The 19,793-nt window shown below is 40.8% G+C and carries 19 protein-coding genes; 3 read left to right on the forward strand and 16 right to left on the reverse strand.

Features of this window, described 5'->3' with window-relative positions:
- Nucleotides 1-52: 52 nt before the first annotated feature.
- Nucleotides 53-286: a DUF4368 domain-containing protein gene (locus tag BLT_RS24560; RefSeq protein ID WP_236611109.1), complete on the forward strand. Its 234-nt coding sequence runs from the start codon at nucleotides 53-55 to the stop codon at nucleotides 284-286.
- A 6-nt stretch (nucleotides 287-292) separates the two neighbouring features.
- Here BLT_RS24560 and rlmD read toward each other — a convergent pair whose 3' ends face one another.
- Nucleotides 293-1,699, reverse strand: coding sequence for a 23S rRNA (uracil(1939)-C(5))-methyltransferase RlmD (rlmD, locus tag BLT_RS0117195; RefSeq protein WP_017728981.1), 1,407 nt, complete (start codon nucleotides 1,697-1,699; stop codon nucleotides 293-295).
- Nucleotides 1,700-1,832: 133 nt separating this feature from the next.
- On the opposite strand from rlmD, the gene BLT_RS0117200 reads away from it, so the two are divergent.
- Nucleotides 1,833-2,195, forward strand: a complete 363-nt coding sequence (locus BLT_RS0117200) for a hypothetical protein (protein WP_017728982.1) — start codon at nucleotides 1,833-1,835, stop codon at nucleotides 2,193-2,195.
- 51 nt (nucleotides 2,196-2,246) lie between these two features.
- On the opposite strand, the gene pdaA is transcribed toward BLT_RS0117200, so the two are convergent.
- Nucleotides 2,247-3,059, reverse strand: a complete 813-nt coding sequence (gene pdaA, locus BLT_RS0117205) for a delta-lactam-biosynthetic de-N-acetylase (protein WP_017728983.1) — start codon at nucleotides 3,057-3,059, stop codon at nucleotides 2,247-2,249.
- 147 nt (nucleotides 3,060-3,206) lie between these two features.
- Here pdaA and larC point away from each other — a divergent pair, with 147 nt between their 5' ends.
- On the forward strand, nucleotides 3,207-3,668 hold the full coding sequence (gene larC, locus BLT_RS0117210) for a nickel insertion protein (protein ID WP_017728984.1): 462 nt from the start codon (nucleotides 3,207-3,209) through the stop codon (nucleotides 3,666-3,668).
- Between the two features lie 100 nt (nucleotides 3,669-3,768).
- Here larC and BLT_RS0117215 read toward each other — a convergent pair whose 3' ends face one another.
- The 14 genes from BLT_RS0117215 to BLT_RS0117280 form a co-directional block, all read right to left on the reverse strand.
- Nucleotides 3,769-4,500, reverse strand: a complete 732-nt coding sequence (locus BLT_RS0117215) for a LarC family nickel insertion protein (protein ID WP_017728985.1) — start codon at nucleotides 4,498-4,500, stop codon at nucleotides 3,769-3,771.
- 332 nt (nucleotides 4,501-4,832) lie between these two features.
- Nucleotides 4,833-5,888 (reverse strand): TRAP transporter substrate-binding protein, encoded by a 1,056-nt coding sequence (locus BLT_RS0117220; protein WP_035426011.1) that lies wholly within the window; start codon nucleotides 5,886-5,888, stop codon nucleotides 4,833-4,835.
- A gap of 37 nt (nucleotides 5,889-5,925) precedes the next feature.
- Nucleotides 5,926-6,810, reverse strand: a complete 885-nt coding sequence (locus BLT_RS0117225; RefSeq protein WP_017728987.1) for a fumarylacetoacetate hydrolase family protein — start codon at nucleotides 6,808-6,810, stop codon at nucleotides 5,926-5,928.
- Between the two features lie 100 nt (nucleotides 6,811-6,910).
- Entirely contained in the window at nucleotides 6,911-8,380 is a 1,470-nt protein-coding gene (gene gucD / locus BLT_RS0117230; RefSeq protein WP_017728988.1) for an alpha-ketoglutaric semialdehyde dehydrogenase GucD, read from the reverse strand.
- Between the two features lie 40 nt (nucleotides 8,381-8,420).
- Nucleotides 8,421-9,596, reverse strand: a complete 1,176-nt coding sequence (locus BLT_RS0117235) for a UxaA family hydrolase (RefSeq protein WP_017728989.1) — start codon at nucleotides 9,594-9,596, stop codon at nucleotides 8,421-8,423.
- On the reverse strand, nucleotides 9,593-9,889 hold the full coding sequence (locus BLT_RS0117240; protein WP_017728990.1) for a UxaA family hydrolase: 297 nt from the start codon (nucleotides 9,887-9,889) through the stop codon (nucleotides 9,593-9,595). Before BLT_RS0117240 ends, BLT_RS0117235 begins: the two co-directional genes overlap by 4 nt.
- 59 nt (nucleotides 9,890-9,948) lie before the next feature.
- On the reverse strand, nucleotides 9,949-10,845 hold the full coding sequence (locus BLT_RS0117245) for a fumarylacetoacetate hydrolase family protein (RefSeq protein WP_017728991.1): 897 nt from the start codon (nucleotides 10,843-10,845) through the stop codon (nucleotides 9,949-9,951).
- Between the two features lie 113 nt (nucleotides 10,846-10,958).
- A complete protein-coding gene (locus tag BLT_RS0117250; protein ID WP_017728992.1) occupies nucleotides 10,959-11,726 on the reverse strand; it encodes an IclR family transcriptional regulator in 768 nt (255 codons plus the stop codon).
- Nucleotides 11,727-11,821: 95 nt separating this feature from the next.
- Nucleotides 11,822-12,769, reverse strand: a complete 948-nt coding sequence (locus BLT_RS0117255; RefSeq protein WP_017728993.1) for a U32 family peptidase — start codon at nucleotides 12,767-12,769, stop codon at nucleotides 11,822-11,824.
- 25 nt (nucleotides 12,770-12,794) lie between these two features.
- Nucleotides 12,795-15,002, reverse strand: a complete 2,208-nt coding sequence (locus tag BLT_RS0117260) for a dihydroxy-acid dehydratase domain-containing protein (protein WP_017728994.1) — start codon at nucleotides 15,000-15,002, stop codon at nucleotides 12,795-12,797.
- A gap of 28 nt (nucleotides 15,003-15,030) precedes the next feature.
- Nucleotides 15,031-16,377: a hypothetical protein gene (locus BLT_RS0117265; protein WP_017728995.1), complete on the reverse strand. Its 1,347-nt coding sequence runs from the start codon at nucleotides 16,375-16,377 to the stop codon at nucleotides 15,031-15,033.
- Nucleotides 16,378-16,379: 2 nt separating this feature from the next.
- Nucleotides 16,380-17,648: a lactate racemase domain-containing protein gene (locus tag BLT_RS0117270; protein WP_017728996.1), complete on the reverse strand. Its 1,269-nt coding sequence runs from the start codon at nucleotides 17,646-17,648 to the stop codon at nucleotides 16,380-16,382.
- 39 nt (nucleotides 17,649-17,687) lie between these two features.
- Nucleotides 17,688-18,740, reverse strand: a complete 1,053-nt coding sequence (locus BLT_RS0117275) for a TRAP transporter substrate-binding protein (protein ID WP_017728997.1) — start codon at nucleotides 18,738-18,740, stop codon at nucleotides 17,688-17,690.
- Nucleotides 18,741-18,805: 65 nt separating this feature from the next.
- Nucleotides 18,806-19,783 carry a C-terminal binding protein gene (locus BLT_RS0117280; protein WP_017728998.1) on the reverse strand — a complete coding sequence of 326 codons (978 nt, stop codon included), beginning with the start codon at nucleotides 19,781-19,783 and terminating at the stop codon, nucleotides 18,806-18,808.
- Between the last annotated feature and the right edge of the window lie 10 nt (nucleotides 19,784-19,793).

A 19,793-nucleotide genomic window follows, 5' to 3' on the forward strand; every position in this document is an offset into this window, starting at 1 on the left:
AAAGTTTATTAACGAGGATATATCTAAACAGGATTATGATGACTTTGTAAGTATGGTTCAAAAAAAGCTGCAACAACTAGAGTTAGAAAAAGCAGAGTTAAAAAAGGAGATGGCAGAAAGTCACGAAACAAGTAAAATCTCTGCCATCATAGAACAACTTAAAGGGTTTTTGCAGTTCAATAAATTAACATCCGAGATGTTACTACGTTTTGTTGATAAAATCGAAGTAACTGAAAATAAAGATGTTAAGATTTACTATAAGTTTTCACAGGTTGAGAGGCTATAATCCCTCTCAATCATTTTTTAACACTAACTGTGAAACACACTCCACCTGGCTCGTCCACGGAAACATGTCAACAGGCTGAACATAATTCAGCTGATATCCAGCTTTTCTCAATTGTTCTACATCTTTTGCCAAGGTGGACGGGTTACAGGATACGTAGACAATGCGTTTTGGCTTCACGCGGATCATTGTATTTAAAAGCTTGTCATCACAGCCAGTGCGTGGTGGGTCGACAACAAACACATCTGGCTTCCAGCCGTCTTTTACCCACTTTAAAACGACATCTTCTGCTTTTCCTACCTCGTACGTCATATGGTCGTAGCCATGACGTTTTGCGTTTTTTCTTGCATCCTCAATTGCTGCAGGAATTATATCCATGCCTCGTACTTCTTTCGCTTGATCAGCCAGCCACAGCCCAATCGTTCCGACCCCGCAATAAGCGTCAACGACTCGCTCTTCCCCCGTTAATTTGGCAGCTTTTTTTGCTTCATCGTAAAGGCGAACCGTCTGCTTCGGGTTGAGCTGAAAGAAGGCGCGAGCAGAGAGGGAAAATGAAAGACTGCCAAGCTTTTCTTCAATCTCTTCTTCCCCGTGAAGATGGATGGTTTCCTCACCAAAAATAAGCGAAGTTTTCTTTCCATTAATATTTTGCTGCAAGGAGTGAACCTCTGGCAAACGCTTTTTGATCTCTTCAATCAGAAGCTCTTTTCTCGGTATCCTCTCCTCTGTTGTTACAAGCACAACTTGAAGATGGCCCGTTTCAAATCCAACACGTGTCACAATTGAGCGAACAAGTCCTTTACGTTTACGCTCATCATAAATCGGAATGTTGAGATCCTGAAGAATGGTCTTTATCACCTGCGTAGCTTTATTTGCCAAAGGATGCTGAACCATGCATTCAGATAGATCAATTAATAGATGAGAGTTCATGGCAAATAGTCCAGCTAATACTCTCTCCTTCTCCTTTCCAACCTGCATTTGACTTTTGTTTCGATACGCCCAAGGATTTTCCATCCCGATCGTCTGACGAATTTCGATATGAGCCATGTTCATGTTTGTATAGCGTTCAAATGCTTGCTTAACAATGCTTCTTTTTTCCCTCAATGTCGCTTGATAATCTAAATGCTGAAGCTGACATCCTCCGCATCGATCATAAATTGGACAGGGTGGAGTGATTCGCTCAGCTGATTTCTTTCTAATCTTCTTAATTCTTGCTTCAGCAAAGCGAGGGTTTACCTTTGTAACCTCTGCTACGATTTCCTCTCCTGGAAGGGCTCCTGGAACGAACACCACCTGTCGTTTAAAATAGCCTACTCCTTCACCGTTAATGCCAAGTCTCTTAATTGTCAGTGGAAATTGCTGTCCTTTTTCGATCGTAACCGTTGATTTTTCCTTCGTAATTTTTGAACGATTCATATGCTCAACTCCCGTCCTTCTCGCGTTCCCCATTATATCATGTCTGCTGTTCACTTCCTAAACTTACTAGCGCGATTCAAGATTTTTTTTGCTAGAATGGGGGAAGAACACGTAATGAAAAGGGTGATAAACGTTGTCAATACCAACAGACATAGCTTCCTTACAGATTATGGCTCATGTCTACAAAAAAGAAAGCTTGCAATCAATATTTGAAAAGACGGTTGAAAGCCTTGTGATTCAAGTCCCGTATATTGATTGGGCTGGCATTTATGTTTATGAAAACGTCAATCATAAGCTTGTAGCCGCCTCAGATTTTGATAAAGATTTGCGCTGGGATTGTAACGGTGAATTGAAATTTCCAATTAAAAACTCATCCGATCAAGAAATTGGAATGTTAATTGTTCGTACTTTACAATCGATTGCATTTGATGTGACCGACCTCAGCACACTTGAAACCATTGCCACGGCGATTGGACAGGAAAGCTTTGCAAACTAATGAATAATAAAGCCGTTGTGAGGGATGAGTTCCTCTGACGGCCTTTTTCTTTTAACGCTCTTCTCCGGACATTGGAAGAGCCTCCATTTTTCTTTTCAGCATTAAATCATCTAAGCTTTTAAATTCATATCCGTGCTTTCTTGCATCATCAATGACTCGCCCGAGCGCTTCTGCATTATCCTTTGATACGGAATGAAGGAGCATGACTGCACCTGGATGAATACGCTTCATAATTTGCTCATAGGCGAATGAAGCTCCTTTTTGTTTATCAACTTCCCAATCTTTGTAGGCCATCGACCAAAAAACGTTCGTATAGCCGAGTTGATGAGAGAGGGCCAATGACCTCTCACTAAACTCTCCCCGCGGTGGACGTAAATAGTGCATTTCATCTATACCTGTTATTTCAGTGAACGTTGTTTTGATGCTTTCTAACTCTTCTTTAAGCCTTTCGTCACTAATTTTGGGCAAGCTTGGATGATGCCATGAATGATTGCCTATGATATGACCTTCTTGTACCATCCGTTGAACTAGCTCCCCTTCTGTTTTTAAATAGTGACCTGTCACAAAAAAAGCTGCCGGAACTTTTTTCTGTTTAAGAACGTCCAAAATCATAGCTGTGAAGCCATTTTCATAACCATTATCAAACGTTAAATAAAGCTCTTTTTTTGATATATCCCCAATAAAAATGCCTCCGTGCTGCTCAAGCATTGTTAAAAAATGTGGCTCTGTTGTCACAGGCTTGTTTTCTTTTTCTGGTTTAAAGCTCCAATGGTATAACGTCGTATCATAGGCAAGGGCATCTTGCTGGTGCAATATGGCTAGGAGAAAGAATGAAATTAACAAAAGCAATGGGTGTTTTTTCATGATGAAAATGCTCCTTCGTTGTATGATTTTTTTTAGTGTTTCACCCGCTTTTTTCTTTATTCTATGCTAATATGATATGTATCCCAACATTTGATATTAAGAATATACAGAGACGCCATTGTAAACTTTGAAAAAGAAGGTAGGGTCATGATGGATACAACTTCGAATGAACATATTGACTCAGAAATGTATAAGCTTGAAGTAAATTTAGACGACATTTCACCTGAATGGCTTGGCCACCTTATGGATAAACTTCTTTCAGAAGGTGCAAGAGACGTATATTATGTACCCATTTATATGAAGAAAAACCGACCAGCTGTGATGCTTCAATTATTATGTCGAAATGAGGATTTTGAAAAGATAAAACAAATCCTATTTAAAGAAACCACGACCTTAGGGGTTCGCTATTATCCACTTTCTGTTCATCGTTTGGAACGACGTTTTTATAAGCTAGAAACGAAATGGGGCACCGTCACAATGAAAGAAGGGCTGTTGGAAGGCGAAGTTGTTCAAGTGGCACCTGAATACGAGGATTGCAAACGTCTTGCAAAGGCAAACAACGTCCCTTTAAAAATCGTCTATCAGGAAGTATGGCGTAATGTTACATAAATCCAAAATGACATTCATTTTAAATTAATTAAAAAATCCATTCAAAAACGGAGGTTTATGGTTACCTTCGTTTTGTGTATGGATTTTCTTTTCACTTAAATTATAGGGTTTCTCCAATCATTCCTCTTAAAACATTCGGGTGGTGGTCAAAGTCTTTTTTCCCAGCACCATAACCTATTTTTTCAATCATCATTGTTGGAATCGGTCCAAATTCATCAACCAACCCTTTTAAAATCCCTGCACCAGTTGGTGTCGTTAGCTCTCCTGTGACCGTCGTACGCTTGATTGGTATCCCTTTTAAAATTTCAAGCGTCGCAGGAGCAGGAATTGGATAGCGGCCATGATCAATATCGATCGAGCCCGAACCAACGACAACAGGCGAAGCGACAATATGATCGATTTCTAACTGTTCAATCGCAAGAGCGACACCGACAATATCAACAATTGAATCAACTGCGCCCACTTCATGAAAGTGTACTTTTTCCATTGTAGAATGGTGAATTTTCGCTTCTGCCTCCGCAATCGGGTGGAAAATTTTTATGCTAAGCTCCTTTGTCTTATCAGATAAGACACTCGACTCCTCAATCATCTTCTTAATCGTTGAATAATGACGATGGTGGGTAGCCCGTTCTTCTTCCTCAACCACTTCGAGCTTTTGGGCATAGATGCCTTTTTTTATGATCCCTTCTACCTCAATTCGAAATCGCTCAATCGGAAACTCCTTAAGCTTTTCCTCAATTAAAGCAAGATTAGCGCCTAAATCAATCAGCATAGCTAACGTCATATCTCCGCTAATTCCTGATATTCCACAATCTACATATAATGTTCTCATGCGACGCTCTCCTTTATCATTCATGGTCGTATCTATCTACTGGTTGTAAGAATCAGCTCCAGCGTCTTAAAAAAAATCGCTTCATTCATACGTCCTGTATGATAGCCCTTCAAATCTAATGTACCATATTAAAACCTACGTTCGAAAATTTTTCACTTATTGCTTCAGTTAAAAAATAACATACTCTCAACCTATAGAAAGGCGTAATCATTATATCCTTACTCTACTTTTCCCCTTGAGCTTCAGCCCACTTGATAAACTACACAAAGAAAATAGGAAAAGAATAAAACATTTCCCTATTTCTTCCTAACGATTCTTATCAATAAGTCACTTTATGATTGGTTCTCAATCTCTGCTAGATACTCTTCTACAATTTCCCGTCCGATCGCATCAGCGTGTTTTTCAATAACTGGAGCCACAGCATCTCGGAATCGTTGAATTTCTTCAGGTGAAATTTCAGTAAACTCTAGCTCCTCTTTTAGCTTATCTAAGCTTTCCTGATCCCCTTGGCGGTTGACTTCTCGGTTATATTGACCTGCTTCAACAGCCGCTTCTCGAATTAAGGTTTGTTGTTCTTCTGTCATCTCTTCCCAGACAGGCTTACTCATTAAAAAGACAAACGGTGTATAGACATGATTCGTATTTGACATGTAATTTTGCACTTCATAAAAACGACTCATCTCAATGTTCGGGTATGGATTCTCCTGACCATCGATTGTCCCTTGCTGTAATGCGGCAAATAATTCAGTGAACGCAATTGGCGTTGGGTTCGCACCTAGTGCTGCCCACGCATCAATATGGATTTCATTTTCCATTGTACGAACCGAAAGTCCTTTTACATCTTCAAGCGTTGCTACTGGGCGTTCATTATTTGTTAATTGTCTAAATCCATTTTCCCACCAAGCTAAACCGACAATGTTTTGTGATTCTAAAAGTCCAAGCATCTTATCACCAAACGGGCCATCTAATACTTTATCGGCCACTTCAGCATTTGGAATGGTGAAAGGTAAATCAAACACACCATACTCTGGAACAAAATTCACAACTGGTGATGTTGAAGGAATCGTGATTTCAAGTGAACCAAGCTGAAGCATTTCAGTGGCCGTACGGTCATCGGCAATTTGTCCAGAATGATAGACCTCTACTTTAAAGTCTTCACTACGCTCTTCAACTAACTCTTTAAATTTTTGCGCTGCGATTTCTTGTGGATGGCCTTCATTTACACCAATACTAAGACGAAGAGTTTTGACATCCCCACTGCTTTCAACTGCTTCAACTGCCTGCGCTTCGTTATTAGCAGGTTCAGTGCTTGAATCGTTGCCACCACACGCTGCAAGGACTAAAATGAATAACATACCAAGCCAAAATAAACTCTTTTTCACCTTCATTTCCCCCTCATATCATTATTTTTTTGTGAAGCGTTCATTATTTACGAAACGTATTTTCTAACTTTCCAAGCCCTTCCACTTCTACAGTGACGACATCTCCGTCTTTTAACCAATTTCTTTTGTCTTCAGGCTCCCCCATGATGACCCCTTCAGGCGTTCCTGTAAGAATGATATCTCCAGGGCACAGTGTCATATGATGTGATAAGTAACTGATGATTTGTTCACAACTAAAAATCATATCCGCCGTGGTTGAATTTTGACGAACCTCACCATTTACCTCCGTTTTCAGTAATAATTTATTTGGATTTAGGACCTGATCTTTGCTTACAAGGTACGGCCCTACTGGACAAAAATCATCTACTGTTTTTCCAAGCAACCATTGTGCACTTTTAAACTGCCAGTCACGGGCAGACACGTCATTTGCTGTTGCATATCCATACACAGCTGAAAGGGCATCCTGCTCAGAAATTTTTTTTGTTTTTGCGCCAATAATAATAGCTAACTCTACCTCGTAGTCCACTTGATGTGCTTCTTTCGGTATCACAATCTCATTTTTGTGCCCAGTTAAAGCATTTGAAAACTTACTGAAAACAACCGGTTCTTTTGGATAAGGGAGATTGCATTCATCTGCATGTCTTTTATAATTTAAGCCAATACAAATGAGTTTAGATGGCGCTGGAACGGCCGGACCAAGCTTCAGTTCTTCAAGCTTAAGATGCTGAATTCCCTTTTCCAGTGCCTTTTTTTGAAGCGCTCTCAATTTTTCAAGTGCCTTTTCTCCACCTTCAATGACCTGTTGAACGGATATTGGTGTATCTTCAAGCTCCGATTGTTTTGCGGCTGATTCAACATCAATCACACCAGCCTCTGTTTCCAGTCCAAGCTTCAAGGCTCCATTTGAATAAAATGTTAGCGTTTTCATATTTCCTCCTCTTTAAAACATTTAAAATATTAAAATAAGTAGACGGATGCTTCTCCTCTACTCCATGACTGAGTAGAGGAGAATGACAATGGACGACTTTCTATGAACCTTTTACAAACACTGTTTTAATCGAAGTAAAGAACTCAATCGCCGCTTGGCCTTGTTCACGAGAGTGAGAGCTAGATTGTTTCATTCCTCCAAATGGAGCCTGCAATTCAACTCCCGCACTTTCAGCGTTGATACGAACAAGTCCAGCATCTATATCTTCAACGAAATCAAGCATGTTCTGAATATTTGTTGTGAAGATAGAAGCACTTAAGCCAAATTTAACATCATTGGCAACTTTCAGAGCTTCCTCTAAGGAATCAACCTTAATAAGAGCTAGAACTGGTCCAAAGATTTCTTCCTGTGCAATGACCATATCGTTACTTACATTATCAAATACTGTAGGCTCTACATAATAACCTTTTTCGCAGCCATTTTCAGTGTAGCGTTTTCCACCATGAATTAATTGAGCACCTTCCTCAATACCCTTTTCAATATAAGAAAGGACAGTGTTTAATTGTCCTTCACTTGAACAAGGCCCCATCCATGTATCGCCTTCTAATCCGTTGCCCACTTTAATTTCTTTCACCTTTGCTACTAACTTTTCACGGAATTCTTCATATATACTGCTTTCCACAATAACACGGCTTGTTGCTGTACATTTTTGACCTGTAGAGCGCAATCCTCCGCTAATGGTTGCTTCAACCGCTAAATCAAGATCTGCATCTGCAGCGACAATGACCGGGTTTTTGCCACCCATTTCAAGTTGATACTTCGCCCCACGAGCAAGTGCACCTTGACCAACTTGCTTACCAACAGCGTCTGAACCTGTGAAGGTAATCCCGTTAATCCTTTCATGGTCGATGATCCCTTGCCCAATAACAGAACCTGCTCCAGTAATGAAGTTAACAACCCCTGCAGGTAATCCAGCAGCTTCAAAGCATTCTACGACCTTTGCAGCTGTTACAGCAGCTTCTTGAGCAGGCTTGAATACAACGGTATTTCCGTAAATAATAGCTGGAGCAATTTTCCAAATCGGAATTGCCACTGGGAAGTTCCACGGTGTGATAACACCAACAACTCCTAAAGGTGCCCGTGTTGTAAACATAAGTGCCTTTGAATCCGTTGAAGGGATCACATCGCCGACTTTGCGCATGCCTTCTCCTGCATAGTAGCGAAGAATCGCTACACCACGTGCTGTTTCACCTTTTGCTTCAGGGAATGTTTTTCCCATTTCACGTGTCATCGTTTCCGCAATATCATCAAGGCGTGATTCTAAAATGTCAGCCGCTTTGAATAAATAGCTTCCGCGTTCAGCACCTGATAGCTTTCTCCATGCCTTTGCAGCATCACTTGCTGCTGCAACCGCTTGATCCAAGTCCTCCTTCGTCGATTTTTGAACATAACCTACGATCTCTTCAGCATTAGCAGGGTTGGTGCTTGCTTGAACATCATCATTTGCAGCCTTCACCCATTCACCGTTAATAAAATTCAAGCATCTTTTTACTTCTACGTTTGTTGCCATTTTGTACTCCTCCATTTACTTCTAGTTTTCTATGAAACGATTAAAATGTCGGTCCAATTCTCCAAATACCAAAATCATGCTGTTTTAAAATCTCTGCTTTTGTTAATTTTCCTGAGCTAACCGCTTTGATTTCAGAGAAGATACGTTGTCCAACATCTTGTACGGTTTCTTTGCCTTCAATAATTGTCCCGGCATTGAGATCCATATTGTCTCCCATGCTTTCAAACATGCTCGTATTGGTAGCAATTTTAATGACGGGGGCAATCGGAGAACCTGTAGGTGTTCCTCGACCACTTGTGAACAAAACGACTTGGGCTCCACCTGCGACCATTCCTGTCAATTGCTCAATATCATGGCCTGGCGTATCCATCCAGACAAGCCCTTTTTTCGTCGGTGCTTCCGCATAATTAATGAGTTCCTGAAGCGGTTTTGTTCCAGCTTTATTCGCTGCACCAAGAGACTTTTCTTCAAGGGAGCTTAATCCACCACGAATATTTCCAGGACTCGGATTCCCCGTACGAATGTCTACACCCATTTGAATGGAGCGGTTTTCCATCGCTTCAATGACTTCATATACTCGCTTTGCAACTTGTTCGTCAACTGCACGATTAGCAAGTAAATGTTCAGCCCCAATCAATTCAGTTGTTTCAGCGAGAATCGCTGTTCCACCATGATCAACTACTAAATCACTGACTACACCAACAGCTGGATTCGCAGATAGACCAGAACATGCATCGGATCCCCCACACTCTGTTCCAATAATCAACTCACTAAAATCACATAGTTCACGGGTTTGAGCAGATGCGTCTTGAACCATTTTCGCTGCAATCCGTGCACCTTCAGCAATCGTCATCAAGGTTCCACCATGTTCTTGAATGGAGACGGTTTCAACCGGTTTCCCACTTTTTGCAATTTCATCTGCTACACTCCGTGCTTGGTGTGTCTCACAGCCTAATCCGAGCACAACGACCCCATATACATTCGGATTTAATCCCATGCCTGCATAGGTGCGAAACGTTTGTTCATAATCAACACCTACTTGTGCACATCCATGCTGATGGATAAAAGATACGGTACCCTGAACGAGCTCAGTAATTTGTTTGGCTGCTTGAGTAGCACAGGTAATCGTCGGAAGAATTAACACATGGTTTCGCACTCCTACTTTTCCATCAGGTCGGCGATAGCCCCAAAACTTTCCGTTCGTAAATTCGCTCACACCTTGTCACCTCTTCCTCTTTTCCCTTCCAGATTATGAACATGAACATGTTGGCCAGCTGAAATCGCTTGACTCGCTGCTCCGATCACTTCCCCATATTTGATAATATCTTCACCAGCAATCATTGAAGTAACTGCAAATTTATGACCAAACTCGATGGGGTCTTTTAGCGTGACGTTAATCGTTTTCCCTTCACATGTGACAAAAATCTCTGTACCAGCCTCAAGGGCTGTCAAAGCGACAGCTACCTTGTCCTGCGGCTTCATCATCACTGCCTTATGAGCACTTGTCATGTTTGCTACCTCTCTTTTAATTGTTTACTAGTTTGAACGGTCTAGCAAAAAAGGATGGCTTACACTCCACTTTTTACTGGAGCTTGGCTTTTGATTGGGTTGCTAAGCACACCGATACCAGAAATTTCAATGTCAACGCAATCATTGTCTGCAAGTGTAAATTCATTCGGAGGAACAATACACGTTCCAGTAAGCAAAACGGTTCCCGCAAATACCGTGTTATCTCTCAACAAAAATGAAACAAGCTCATCATACTTTCGCTTTAATTGTCCTGTACTTGCAGAGCCTTCGAACTCAAGCTTATCATTGCGGTAGATGCGGCAAGTAATCGTTAAATCATACGCGTTCTCCACTGTTTCAGCTAAGCGGATCGCTGGCCCGATCGAGCAAGAACGAGTCCAAAGCTTGGCCTGAGGTAAATAAAGTGGATTTTCACCTTCAATATCACGGCAGCTCATGTCGTTACCAATTGTATAACCGATGATTTCACCGTCACTAGCTAACACAAGACCTAGTTCTGGCTCTGGAATTTGCCAGTTTGAGTCACTGCGAAGAAACAAGTCATCATTTTGACCAATCGTACGTTCTTTCGTTGATTTAAAGAAAATTTCCGGTCGTTCTGCATCATAGACTTTGTCATAGAATGTTGTGGCATCAAGCTTTCCGCCAGTAGCTTCGTAATTACGTGCTTCCTTACTCTTTTGATATGTTACCCCAGATGCCCAAACCTCTGGAGCTTCAATTGGAACAAGCAATTGTAATTCTTCTAACTTTTTATCAACTGGAACTTGCTCCTGAATATGTTCATTAATAAAAGAAACAGGTGTCAGCCCCTTTTCTTTAGCCACCTCAACAACTTCTAACAAACTTGTATAAGGAAGTTGATAAATTTTATCGTCATCTGTTACTGCTGCTAATGCAGCTTCGTTTTTTTGTTTAAATCGAATAATACGCATGTTAAAGTCCTCCAATTGTTTTATATTATAAAACCGAGTTCTTGCATATAGATATAAAAAATGAACAATACAAGAAATAAATGGTAGAGATTGTTCATTTTTTTAAAATATTATCATGACATTTGATAGCCGTAGCCTAGCTTTACCGATAACGCTTCGGTTTCTTTTTTGAGCAGCTCTACGTATTCATTCAATTTTTCATCGTTAACGCGCATCACTGGACTAGAAATACTAATCGCCGCTACTACTTCTCCTGTATGATCACGAACTGGAAGTGCAACACAACGTATTCCAGGTTCATTTTCTTGGTTATCTATAGCATAACCTTTTCTGCGAATTTCTTCTAGTTCTTTTAAGAAATCTTTTTTATTGGTGATCGTATTTTCTGTTCGTCTGATAAATTCATAGCCATCAAGCAGTTTGTCTAATTCTTCCTCCGACTTGAACGCTACTAATGCCTTCCCTACACCGCTGCAATGAATCGGAATTCTTCGCCCAATTCGTGAATAAACGACGTACGAATCTCCACCCTCAACCTTGTCAATATAGACACCCTCTCTGCCATCAAGAATCACTAAGTGAATCGTTTGGTTTGTTTTTTCAGAAAGGTCGTGAAGATAAGGTTTCGCCACTTCTCTAATATCAATGCTATTAATAACAAAGCTTCCCCGTTCAAACAATTTCAGTCCTAAACGGTATTTGCCGTTTTCCTCGTTTTGCTCAATGTAACGATGCTTTTGAAGTGTTTTTAACAAAGAGTGGACAGTGCTTTTATGAAGCATCATTCGCTCACTGATATCTGTAATTTTCAACTCTGTTTCATACTCATTAAATAAATCTAAGATTTGTAAAGCTCTATCCACCGATTGAATAATTGGCATTAAACAAAATCCTCCTACTACCAAATAACAAATCATCATATGTTATTAGTAGTATATCACAATGTTTTCACCTTTAAGATGTTTGATTTACAAATTTATTTTTGCAAAATCTCGGCTTCAGTTGGCACCCCTAATCCTTCAGCACCTCTTTTTGAGGCAACAAGATCCGGTGCATAACGCTTAATCATTTCTAACCCCAGCTTTGCACGGCGCACACGCTCTCTTGATAATTTTATCGCTGTATCTTCAAGATGTGTACCAGATGGATAAATGTTTGGTGCATTTTTCAAGCCAAATTTAATGTAAACAGGCGCAGCAACTCTGATAATTTCAGGAATTTCGTAATGACGAATGTAGCCGCCAACATCATCTGGAACTTCCACATAGATATCAATGGGTAAATCACACACTTGGCGAATCGCTGCAAGGCGAGCTAATGTAAGGTCAGTTGGAACGTTGTAGGTGTCTGCACCAATTTGCTCCATAAGACGGATCGAAACCGGATTTGCTTGTGCCACTTGTACAGAGACCTTCACCACTAAATCGCTTGGTAGTTCTCCTGCTTTTTTCGCCTCATTTACAAGCCAAAGTAATCCTTCATCTGCAACTAGAATTCCACGAATTCCCTTTGCGCACGCGCGTTTTACATCTTCAAGAGCATAGATAAGCTGATCCATCCCTTGTGAACGGAGCGCAGCAACTTTACCAGCACTCGCATGCTGCATTGGCGTAATATCATAGGTTCCTCTAGGTCCTACAAATAAGCTCACCTCAAGGTTTTCTTCACGACCTAATCTCGCCATGTCTTCTAATTCATCATCCGTTAGAAGCATAATGCCGCTACCTTGTGAAATACGATGAATGTCCACATCAAATTCATCTAAGGCATCAAGCACAGTACGAAACGCTTTAGGTCCTTCAACACTCGGAATCTCCACACGGTATTGAGCTCCGTCAGGAAAACGCTTTGTTGATGTTGGTAAATCGTTACAGTCCCCTGTTGGCAATCCTAATTTCTTTAAAAAGGCTTTTGTTGCTTCCATAACTATTTCCCCCACATTGATTAATTTAGTTTTTGATCTTGCTACCTGAGCTGTTAGGTAACATCACCTCCCGTTCGTAATCAAGCGTCGCATCTTCTGCAACCGCGAATGGAACAACACCATTTGCTGCATCGGTATGGGCAGTCATACGATTGCTTGCTGCAACAAGGCGTTGGCGTTGACGAATTGTAGCCAATCTCTCTTTCCCTAGCTGCTGTCGTTCTTTCGGAATGTTTTCAAACGAGTAACGAAGCTCTCCTTGACGCAACGCTTCTCGGTCCAAAAATTGAATCTCTCTTTCCCTTAAGCCAAGATAGAGTAAATCCCCTGTTTTTAAATAAAGAATGCCACCATCCTCTTTTGCTTCCGGTGTCATATGACCAATCGCTGCACCATAGGTCACACCTGAATAACGGCCATCACTAATTAACGTCGCAATTCCTTTAAGCTTGCGATTCGCATTAATATGCTGCATTGGCGTAAACATCTCTGGCATTCCAAACGCCTGTGGACCTTGCCCAGAAATAATGACGGCAATTTTCATGACTTCCTCATTGACCATTTTTGTAAATAAGTCATCGTAGGAATCATCTTTCCATTCTTCATATGCTTTCTCGTCATTATGCTTTATTGCCGCTAGCAAATCTTCGTGAGCAAAGCTTTGCTTCTCTTTTAATTTTTGAAGAAGGCTTGAGTCTAATAAGCTTTCGTTTGCATCATCTTCATTTTCATAATAAAGAACAAGGGCAACTTTTTTATCAAATGCATCAAGCTGAGATGTTGCCATGCCACTAATCTTCACAACAGCACTCTCAAAGAAATTCCCTGTTAATACATCGACCCCACTAAACGGACGTCTTGGTTTTGAAAGAATAATTGGATTGTCTTTTACATTTGATGCTGGCAGATTATCCGTCATCGTCAGTCGCTCTTTCCACGTTTGTCCTGTGACAGTTGGGGCATCCACATCCATTGGCACACCGTTCTCAAGCAATTCATAAAACAGAGATTCCATTCCCCTGCTTTCACTATCACAGCATTGCATCGCTAAAGCGAAAATGTCCCGTCCTTGCGTTAGACTGTAGTTAAACAGATCCGGAATTGGATGTTCATGATGAATGCGGTCTAAATCCCACAGACTGAATTTGTAGCCACCGTACAGCATTCCTGCAACGACGTGCATCATTAAGTTGGTTGAACCACCTGATGCACTATGGATACGAATGGCGTTTTTGATATTGGCAGCCATAATATTTGCTGCACCAAAAATAGGGTCATTGATCTGGGAAACAAGACTATCTATCGCTTCATTAATCTGTGATTGCTCAGGTGGAGCCGTTAATAGTTCAAGTGCAGGATGTACAAGACCAAGGCCTGCTACAAGATGTCTCGAGCTATTTCCTGTACCATTAAATGCACAAACCCCTCCCTGCCCATCACAGGTTGCTACGGCCAAACGCTTCTCATAATCCTTATGAGCTGCCTTCGTAATAATGCCTCGATCGGTTGCACGCTCAAGCACCCCTTGGAATGCTGTATTCGACGAGCACTGTAAGATATAAGCCATTGCATCACGAAGGTCATAAGCTACATCTTCAGCACCTTGCTGTTCAGCTCGTTTTGCTACGTCTTCCAGCTCTGCAAATAATTGTACTGGAATTGTTCCTCCTTGAAGAACATGTGCAGGTGCAAATGTGGCAAAAAACGGAGCTTCCCCGCGTGTTTTCCGGATCCGATCAAGATGAGCAACGGCACTAACAACGCCCAAAGGTTGTTTGTCACAGCCTTGGATAACGAAAGCACCATGATAGCTATGGGCTTCAATTTGGTTTACAACCATTTGTGCCACAGCATTCCTGCTTTGTAATGAGTAACTCATTCCTTGGTTACTCTGTGCCGTTCCATCACACATAACAGGTGTTGAAAAATAAAAGGGTACACCACCATTTTGCCAAATCCGAATCGCTGCACGAGCGGATGTTTGAAAATCCATAATGTGAGCTGGATGGTCAGATGAACCACCAATAATTGCAATACGCGGAGCATTCTCTTCAAGTCGATTGTAAATCTCTTCGAGGGTCCAATCCGGGGTGCCCCCTTCATAGCTTGGACCTAGGATTTGCTTTGAACGATCAAGTAATCCAGCAACGGTGATTGGTTCGTTCGCTTTTCCTTGCACATTATCTCGGTAAGGATTCACCTTGTTTTCGATAAGAGGAAATTTATTGTTCATTCCACCTCTCCTTTCTAGCTTTTTTTTATTAGCCATACAAAACATACATGAGATACGCCATTCCTGTTCCCAAACTACTAAACATAAAAGCAAAACCAAGATTCCATAAAGAAATTTGATACGGATTCCGATTTGTTAACAGGCCTGTAATGGAGACAGAAATATTAAAGGGTCCTGCCATGACAGTAGATAGACCTGCAATAATTAATACAATTGCAATACTTATTGGCGGGATTGTTCCGAGCATTGGCTGTATTAATTCCCCGATAATACTCATCGTGACAAGTGGGTGAAAGCCAACCATTGCTAATCCCAAAAAAAGTAATTGAATGAATAAAAACACAGCGATTGGGTACTCCATTAATAAAAGAAATGGCACTTGAAGAATATCCATATACACGGTGTTATTTAATGATTGAATAAAAAATCCAACAGCAAGAAATAAAACAACATAATTTTGCAAATTTGATACACGTTGCTTCCATGCATTAATCCCAAACGTAAGATAGCTGCGGATTCGCCGAATCATTAATGCCCAAAAAAACGAGTACGGAATAATGATAAGAGCAACCGTCTCTAAAAATGACAGTTCAAAAAACTCACCTGTAAGGATAATCACAACGATAAAAAGAATTAAGTAACAAAGGAGCACCGTGATTTTCCGAAACACTTTCACAAGATCAACTGTATCCTGCTCTAAAGAAAATGGGTATTTTTTATACTTGCGACCGTTTAGCCATGTAATCAATAACAAGAAAAAGGAGAAACTTAAAAGCCATGGTAATAAGGAGAGGTAGCTTGCACCTGTAATATCAATCGACATAGCTACTAAAATTTCCATCGGGCTCCAGACGAGACAAAGGGCATAGCCCCGAAGCATCGCTTGACTAATAAATGTATCGCGTAACGTTTTACTAAGCTCTTTCATATTAGAAAAAACAACTTGGTAAACGAAAGGAAGCGTACCAATATTCAAGAACATTCCTATTAAATAACTAACAGAAGCTGTTCGACCAAAAAAGCTACCAAGGTTGGTCACATTCACGGTCAATAATTTATTCATTGTCCGATCATAGCGGCCAATAACAATAATGCTGTTTATAAAAGGTAAAACGACAAACATTGCGATCAACACAACGGTAGATGTCATCGAAAGAGGGATGTCTATTATTCGACTTTCTGTTTGAAAATAGAGCAAGAGCCCGACAAGAAGAAAGAGCCCACCAGTTATTTTGTAAAGGCGCTTTGCCTTAGGAAATGATAGAACAATTGAAAGAAAGACAATGGTTCCTATGGCATATTCAAGCCAAATATTCGAAAGAAAAAGACTAATAAAGAACAGCCCAACTAAGCTTGAATATAGGTAGATGATCATCTTTAATGAAACGTCATTTCTGTAGGTTCACTCACAATTTCCAGGTCGGGATGCTCCTTTGCAAAATTATATAGACATTCAGACATCCAAATCTCCTTTATGTCTAATGTATTTGCAATTCGTACAATCTTCACTTTATCCGGTGTGAGCGTATTACATGTCTTAATCCCAGCTTTTACAGCCAGTTCTGCTGTCGAAAGAAACATAGGAAGCTTAACAACCTCCACCACTGTACTCGTTAAAGCATTTGCATATCCTTTTTCCCATTTAATCTCTTCAAACACTTTTTTCGTCGTAAAATCTGCATGGCCAATGCCATTCGCATTCCCATGTGTCTTTTCTGTTAAGCCCAATACAACAATGCGTCTTACATCGGGTCCACCACTTGCATACGGCGTAGCGTATCGACCTGTAATATTAGGGTCCATACCGTCTCCCGAAATATCTTTTCCAATTTCATCAATGACCAGTACATCAATGTCATCAACCATGATACGCGGCATACGTTCCTTCGCTTCGAGCAAAAGTTCTGGTTCCTTGCTTTCAAATTCTTCTGCTGGAATTGCCACAATTTTCGCAGGGCGATCAAAGGCATTTTCAATTGTTGCTAGCCCAAAAATAACTGGTGTCTTTTCAATTACAATTTTCGCCATTTGCGGCACATGCTCATCCATATGCTTAAAGCTATATTTGTGAGCCGCTTCTGCTCCTTTTTGCTTCCCTAAACCAATCGTCACCATTTTCATCAATCCGCTTTCAACTTTTCCACGGAAGGCCGTGTGAGGTTTGATACGGTTGATAATAATAATTTTGTCGGCTTCGTACGCAAGCTTGTCTGTATAAATAGGCAAGCCATTTTCTAAACGCCCAACTTCGACAACTTCCATGCTCGAACGAATTGGAGCTTCCACCGTTTCTTCATTGACACCAAGCTGTGCAAGAACCTCCGCTTGCCCTTCATCAGTGGCACCACCATGACTTCCCATTGCAGGAACAATAAATGGTTCCCCTCCAACACGTTTCACACTACGAACAACCTCTCGAGTAATAATTGGAAGATCAGCAACACCACGGCTTCCTACTGCAATCGCCACTTTATCTCCACTTTTAATGCGTGAGAGAACATTCGCTTGTTCAATCGCAGTCCTAACCTCTGCAGGTACATCTTTGATTTCTGGTGCCACGAAACGCTGCCGAACTTTGAACATTTTAGGAATGGAAACGTCATTAAGTAATTTTTCAACAATCTCCAATTGTAACCCTTCTTTCATTTTGTTTAGGGGAAAGCCTAAGACTTCCCCCTTATGCGATTAATTCGCTTCTGCACGAATACGTTCAACCATATCTTCAGCCCAATCGTATTGCTCAAAGAAAGAATCATACATTGGCTGTGCAGCATCTCTCATTTGCTGACGGAATTCGTCACTAGGCGTTGTGAACGTGAGCCCCTGCTCTTCTAAATAAGCTTTGTCTTCCTCATAACTATTTTCTATTAATTCGAACTCATAGGCTGCCGCTTCTGTTGATGCCTCTTGAATCACTTCTTGCTGTTCAGGAGTGAGGCCATTCCAGAAATTAGAGTTAATAATGTACAAGTTAGGACTGAACATATGATAGGATTCTAAAACATCGGATTGTACTTCATACCAGCCTGACGCACGTAATGTCGCAATTGGGTTTTCTTGACCAGCGATTACGCCTTGCTCAAGACCTGTAAACACTTCAGAAATGGCAAGTGGTGTAACGTTTGTACCCATTAGCTCCCATAGCTCAATATAGTTAGGAATATTCGGCGTTCTAATACGGAACCCTTTAAAATCTTCCATACTTTCAATTGGTTTATCACTCGAGACCATACGGAAACCGTTCGCACTCCAAGCAAGTGGTTTTACACCGTGGATTTTTTCAAGATCAGCCGTTAACTCTTCACCAATTGGTCCATTTAATACGTTTTTCACATGCTCGTAATCTTCAAATAAAAATGGCCATTCGCCAACTGCAAGCTTTTCAACGGATGACTGCATAATCATTCCAGGAATACCCATCTCAATCGTACCATTTCGGACACCATCATAAAATTCCTGCTCAGCACCAAGCTGACTATTCGGATAAATCTCAACCGTTAAGGTTCCACCTGAGTTTTCTTCTACCATTGGCTTAAATACTTCCTTAAGCGCAACGTTTTGTGGATGGTCTTCAGCAAAATAGTGTGCAATCTTAATGTTTTTTGTTTCGACAGGTGCTCCGTCTCCATCTGAAGCTGTTGATCCTCCTGTTTCAGAGCCTCCACCACAAGCAGCTAGAACAAGGACTGACGCCATCGTCAATGCAGTTAAACCACCAAACAAACGACTTTTCTTCATGTTTCTTTCCCCCTTAATCATCTTTTTTATCAGTAACCATAATGGATTACTATCAGGTTAAAAAATTACTTTTTCACGCTGACAAGCTCTTTATTCACAAGGTATTTTGGTAAATTTCCCTTCACAACATCGGCAACATTTTGAGCAACTTTTTGTTTTAACTCAAGCTGTGATTCTTCTGAATACCAAGCCACATGTGGGTTTAGAATCACATTTTCCATTTTCAATAATGGACTATTAGAAGGAATTGGCTCTTCTTCTACAACATCAAGTGCAGCTCCAGCTATTTCTTCGTTTTGTAAAGCACGAACGAGTGCTTTTTCGTCAATCACAGGGCCTCTTGCTGTATTAATAATGAAGGCTTCCTTCTTCATTGCTTTAAACTGCTCATCACTTATTAACCCTTTGGTTCCATTTGTCAGTGGAGCGTGTACAGAAATAAAATCTGACTGTCTACATAATTCATTTAGTTCTAATAATTCAACACCCATTTCAGCTGCAACCTCTTTTGGCATAAATGGATCATAGGCAACAACCTTAATCCCAAACACTTGAGCTTTCTTCGCCAATGTTTGTGGAATTTTACCAAAACCAACAAGACCAAGCACTCGATCACGCAATCGATAAATTGGAATCCCTTTTTTATAATCCCATACGTTGTTTTTCACATAATCATTTAACAAAACGACTTTACGAGCTGCCGCCATCAAAAGAGCAAACGCATGGTCAGACACTTCATCCATGCAATAGTCTGTCACATTACCGACAAGGATCCCCTTTTCTGTAGCCGCTTTCAAATCAATCGTATTGACTCCCACACCATAACGTGAAATGACTTTACAATTTTCTAGCTGCTCAATTACCTTCCGGGAAATGGGCGCATATTGATTAATAATTCCATCTGCATCCTTACAAGCTTCAATCACTTCTTCTTCCGTTCGACACTGGGCACGAACTAGCTCAGCTCCAACCTCATTCAAGATTTCTTCCTCTGGTGCTAGTGAAGCAAATTCAAAATCTGTGATAACAACTTTAAATGACATATCTATCAAT

This window comes from Halalkalibacterium ligniniphilum (genome assembly GCF_000334155.1).
GTDB classification, from domain to species: Bacteria; Bacillota; Bacilli; order Bacillales; family Bacillaceae_D; genus Halalkalibacterium; species Halalkalibacterium ligniniphilum.

Excerpts from the sequence above, each read along its gene's own strand:
- BLT_RS24560 (WP_236611109.1), top strand. The coding sequence starts at position 53 with ATGGTTCAAAAAAAGCTGCAACAACTAGAGTTAGAAAAAGCAGAGTTA.
- rlmD (WP_017728981.1), bottom strand. The coding sequence starts at position 1,699 with ATGAATCGTTCAAAAATTACGAAGGAAAAATCAACGGTTACGATCGAA.
- pdaA (WP_017728983.1), bottom strand. The coding sequence starts at position 3,059 with ATGAAAAAACACCCATTGCTTTTGTTAATTTCATTCTTTCTCCTAGCC.
- larC (WP_017728984.1), top strand. The coding sequence starts at position 3,207 with ATGATGGATACAACTTCGAATGAACATATTGACTCAGAAATGTATAAG.
- BLT_RS0117215 (WP_017728985.1), bottom strand. The coding sequence starts at position 4,500 with ATGAGAACATTATATGTAGATTGTGGAATATCAGGAATTAGCGGAGAT.
- BLT_RS0117220 (WP_035426011.1), bottom strand. The coding sequence starts at position 5,888 with ATGAAGGTGAAAAAGAGTTTATTTTGGCTTGGTATGTTATTCATTTTA.
- BLT_RS0117225 (WP_017728987.1), bottom strand. The coding sequence starts at position 6,810 with ATGAAAACGCTAACATTTTATTCAAATGGAGCCTTGAAGCTTGGACTG.
- gucD (WP_017728988.1), bottom strand. The coding sequence starts at position 8,380 with ATGGCAACAAACGTAGAAGTAAAAAGATGCTTGAATTTTATTAACGGT.
- BLT_RS0117240 (WP_017728990.1), bottom strand. The coding sequence starts at position 9,889 with ATGACAAGTGCTCATAAGGCAGTGATGATGAAGCCGCAGGACAAGGTA.
- BLT_RS0117245 (WP_017728991.1), bottom strand. The coding sequence starts at position 10,845 with ATGCGTATTATTCGATTTAAACAAAAAAACGAAGCTGCATTAGCAGCA.
- BLT_RS0117250 (WP_017728992.1), bottom strand. The coding sequence starts at position 11,726 with ATGCCAATTATTCAATCGGTGGATAGAGCTTTACAAATCTTAGATTTA.
- BLT_RS0117255 (WP_017728993.1), bottom strand. The coding sequence starts at position 12,769 with ATGGAAGCAACAAAAGCCTTTTTAAAGAAATTAGGATTGCCAACAGGG.
- BLT_RS0117260 (WP_017728994.1), bottom strand. The coding sequence starts at position 15,002 with ATGAACAATAAATTTCCTCTTATCGAAAACAAGGTGAATCCTTACCGA.
- BLT_RS0117265 (WP_017728995.1), bottom strand. The coding sequence starts at position 16,377 with ATGATCATCTACCTATATTCAAGCTTAGTTGGGCTGTTCTTTATTAGT.
- BLT_RS0117270 (WP_017728996.1), bottom strand. The coding sequence starts at position 17,648 with ATGAAAGAAGGGTTACAATTGGAGATTGTTGAAAAATTACTTAATGAC.
- BLT_RS0117275 (WP_017728997.1), bottom strand. The coding sequence starts at position 18,740 with ATGAAGAAAAGTCGTTTGTTTGGTGGTTTAACTGCATTGACGATGGCG.
- BLT_RS0117280 (WP_017728998.1), bottom strand. The coding sequence starts at position 19,783 with ATGTCATTTAAAGTTGTTATCACAGATTTTGAATTTGCTTCACTAGCA.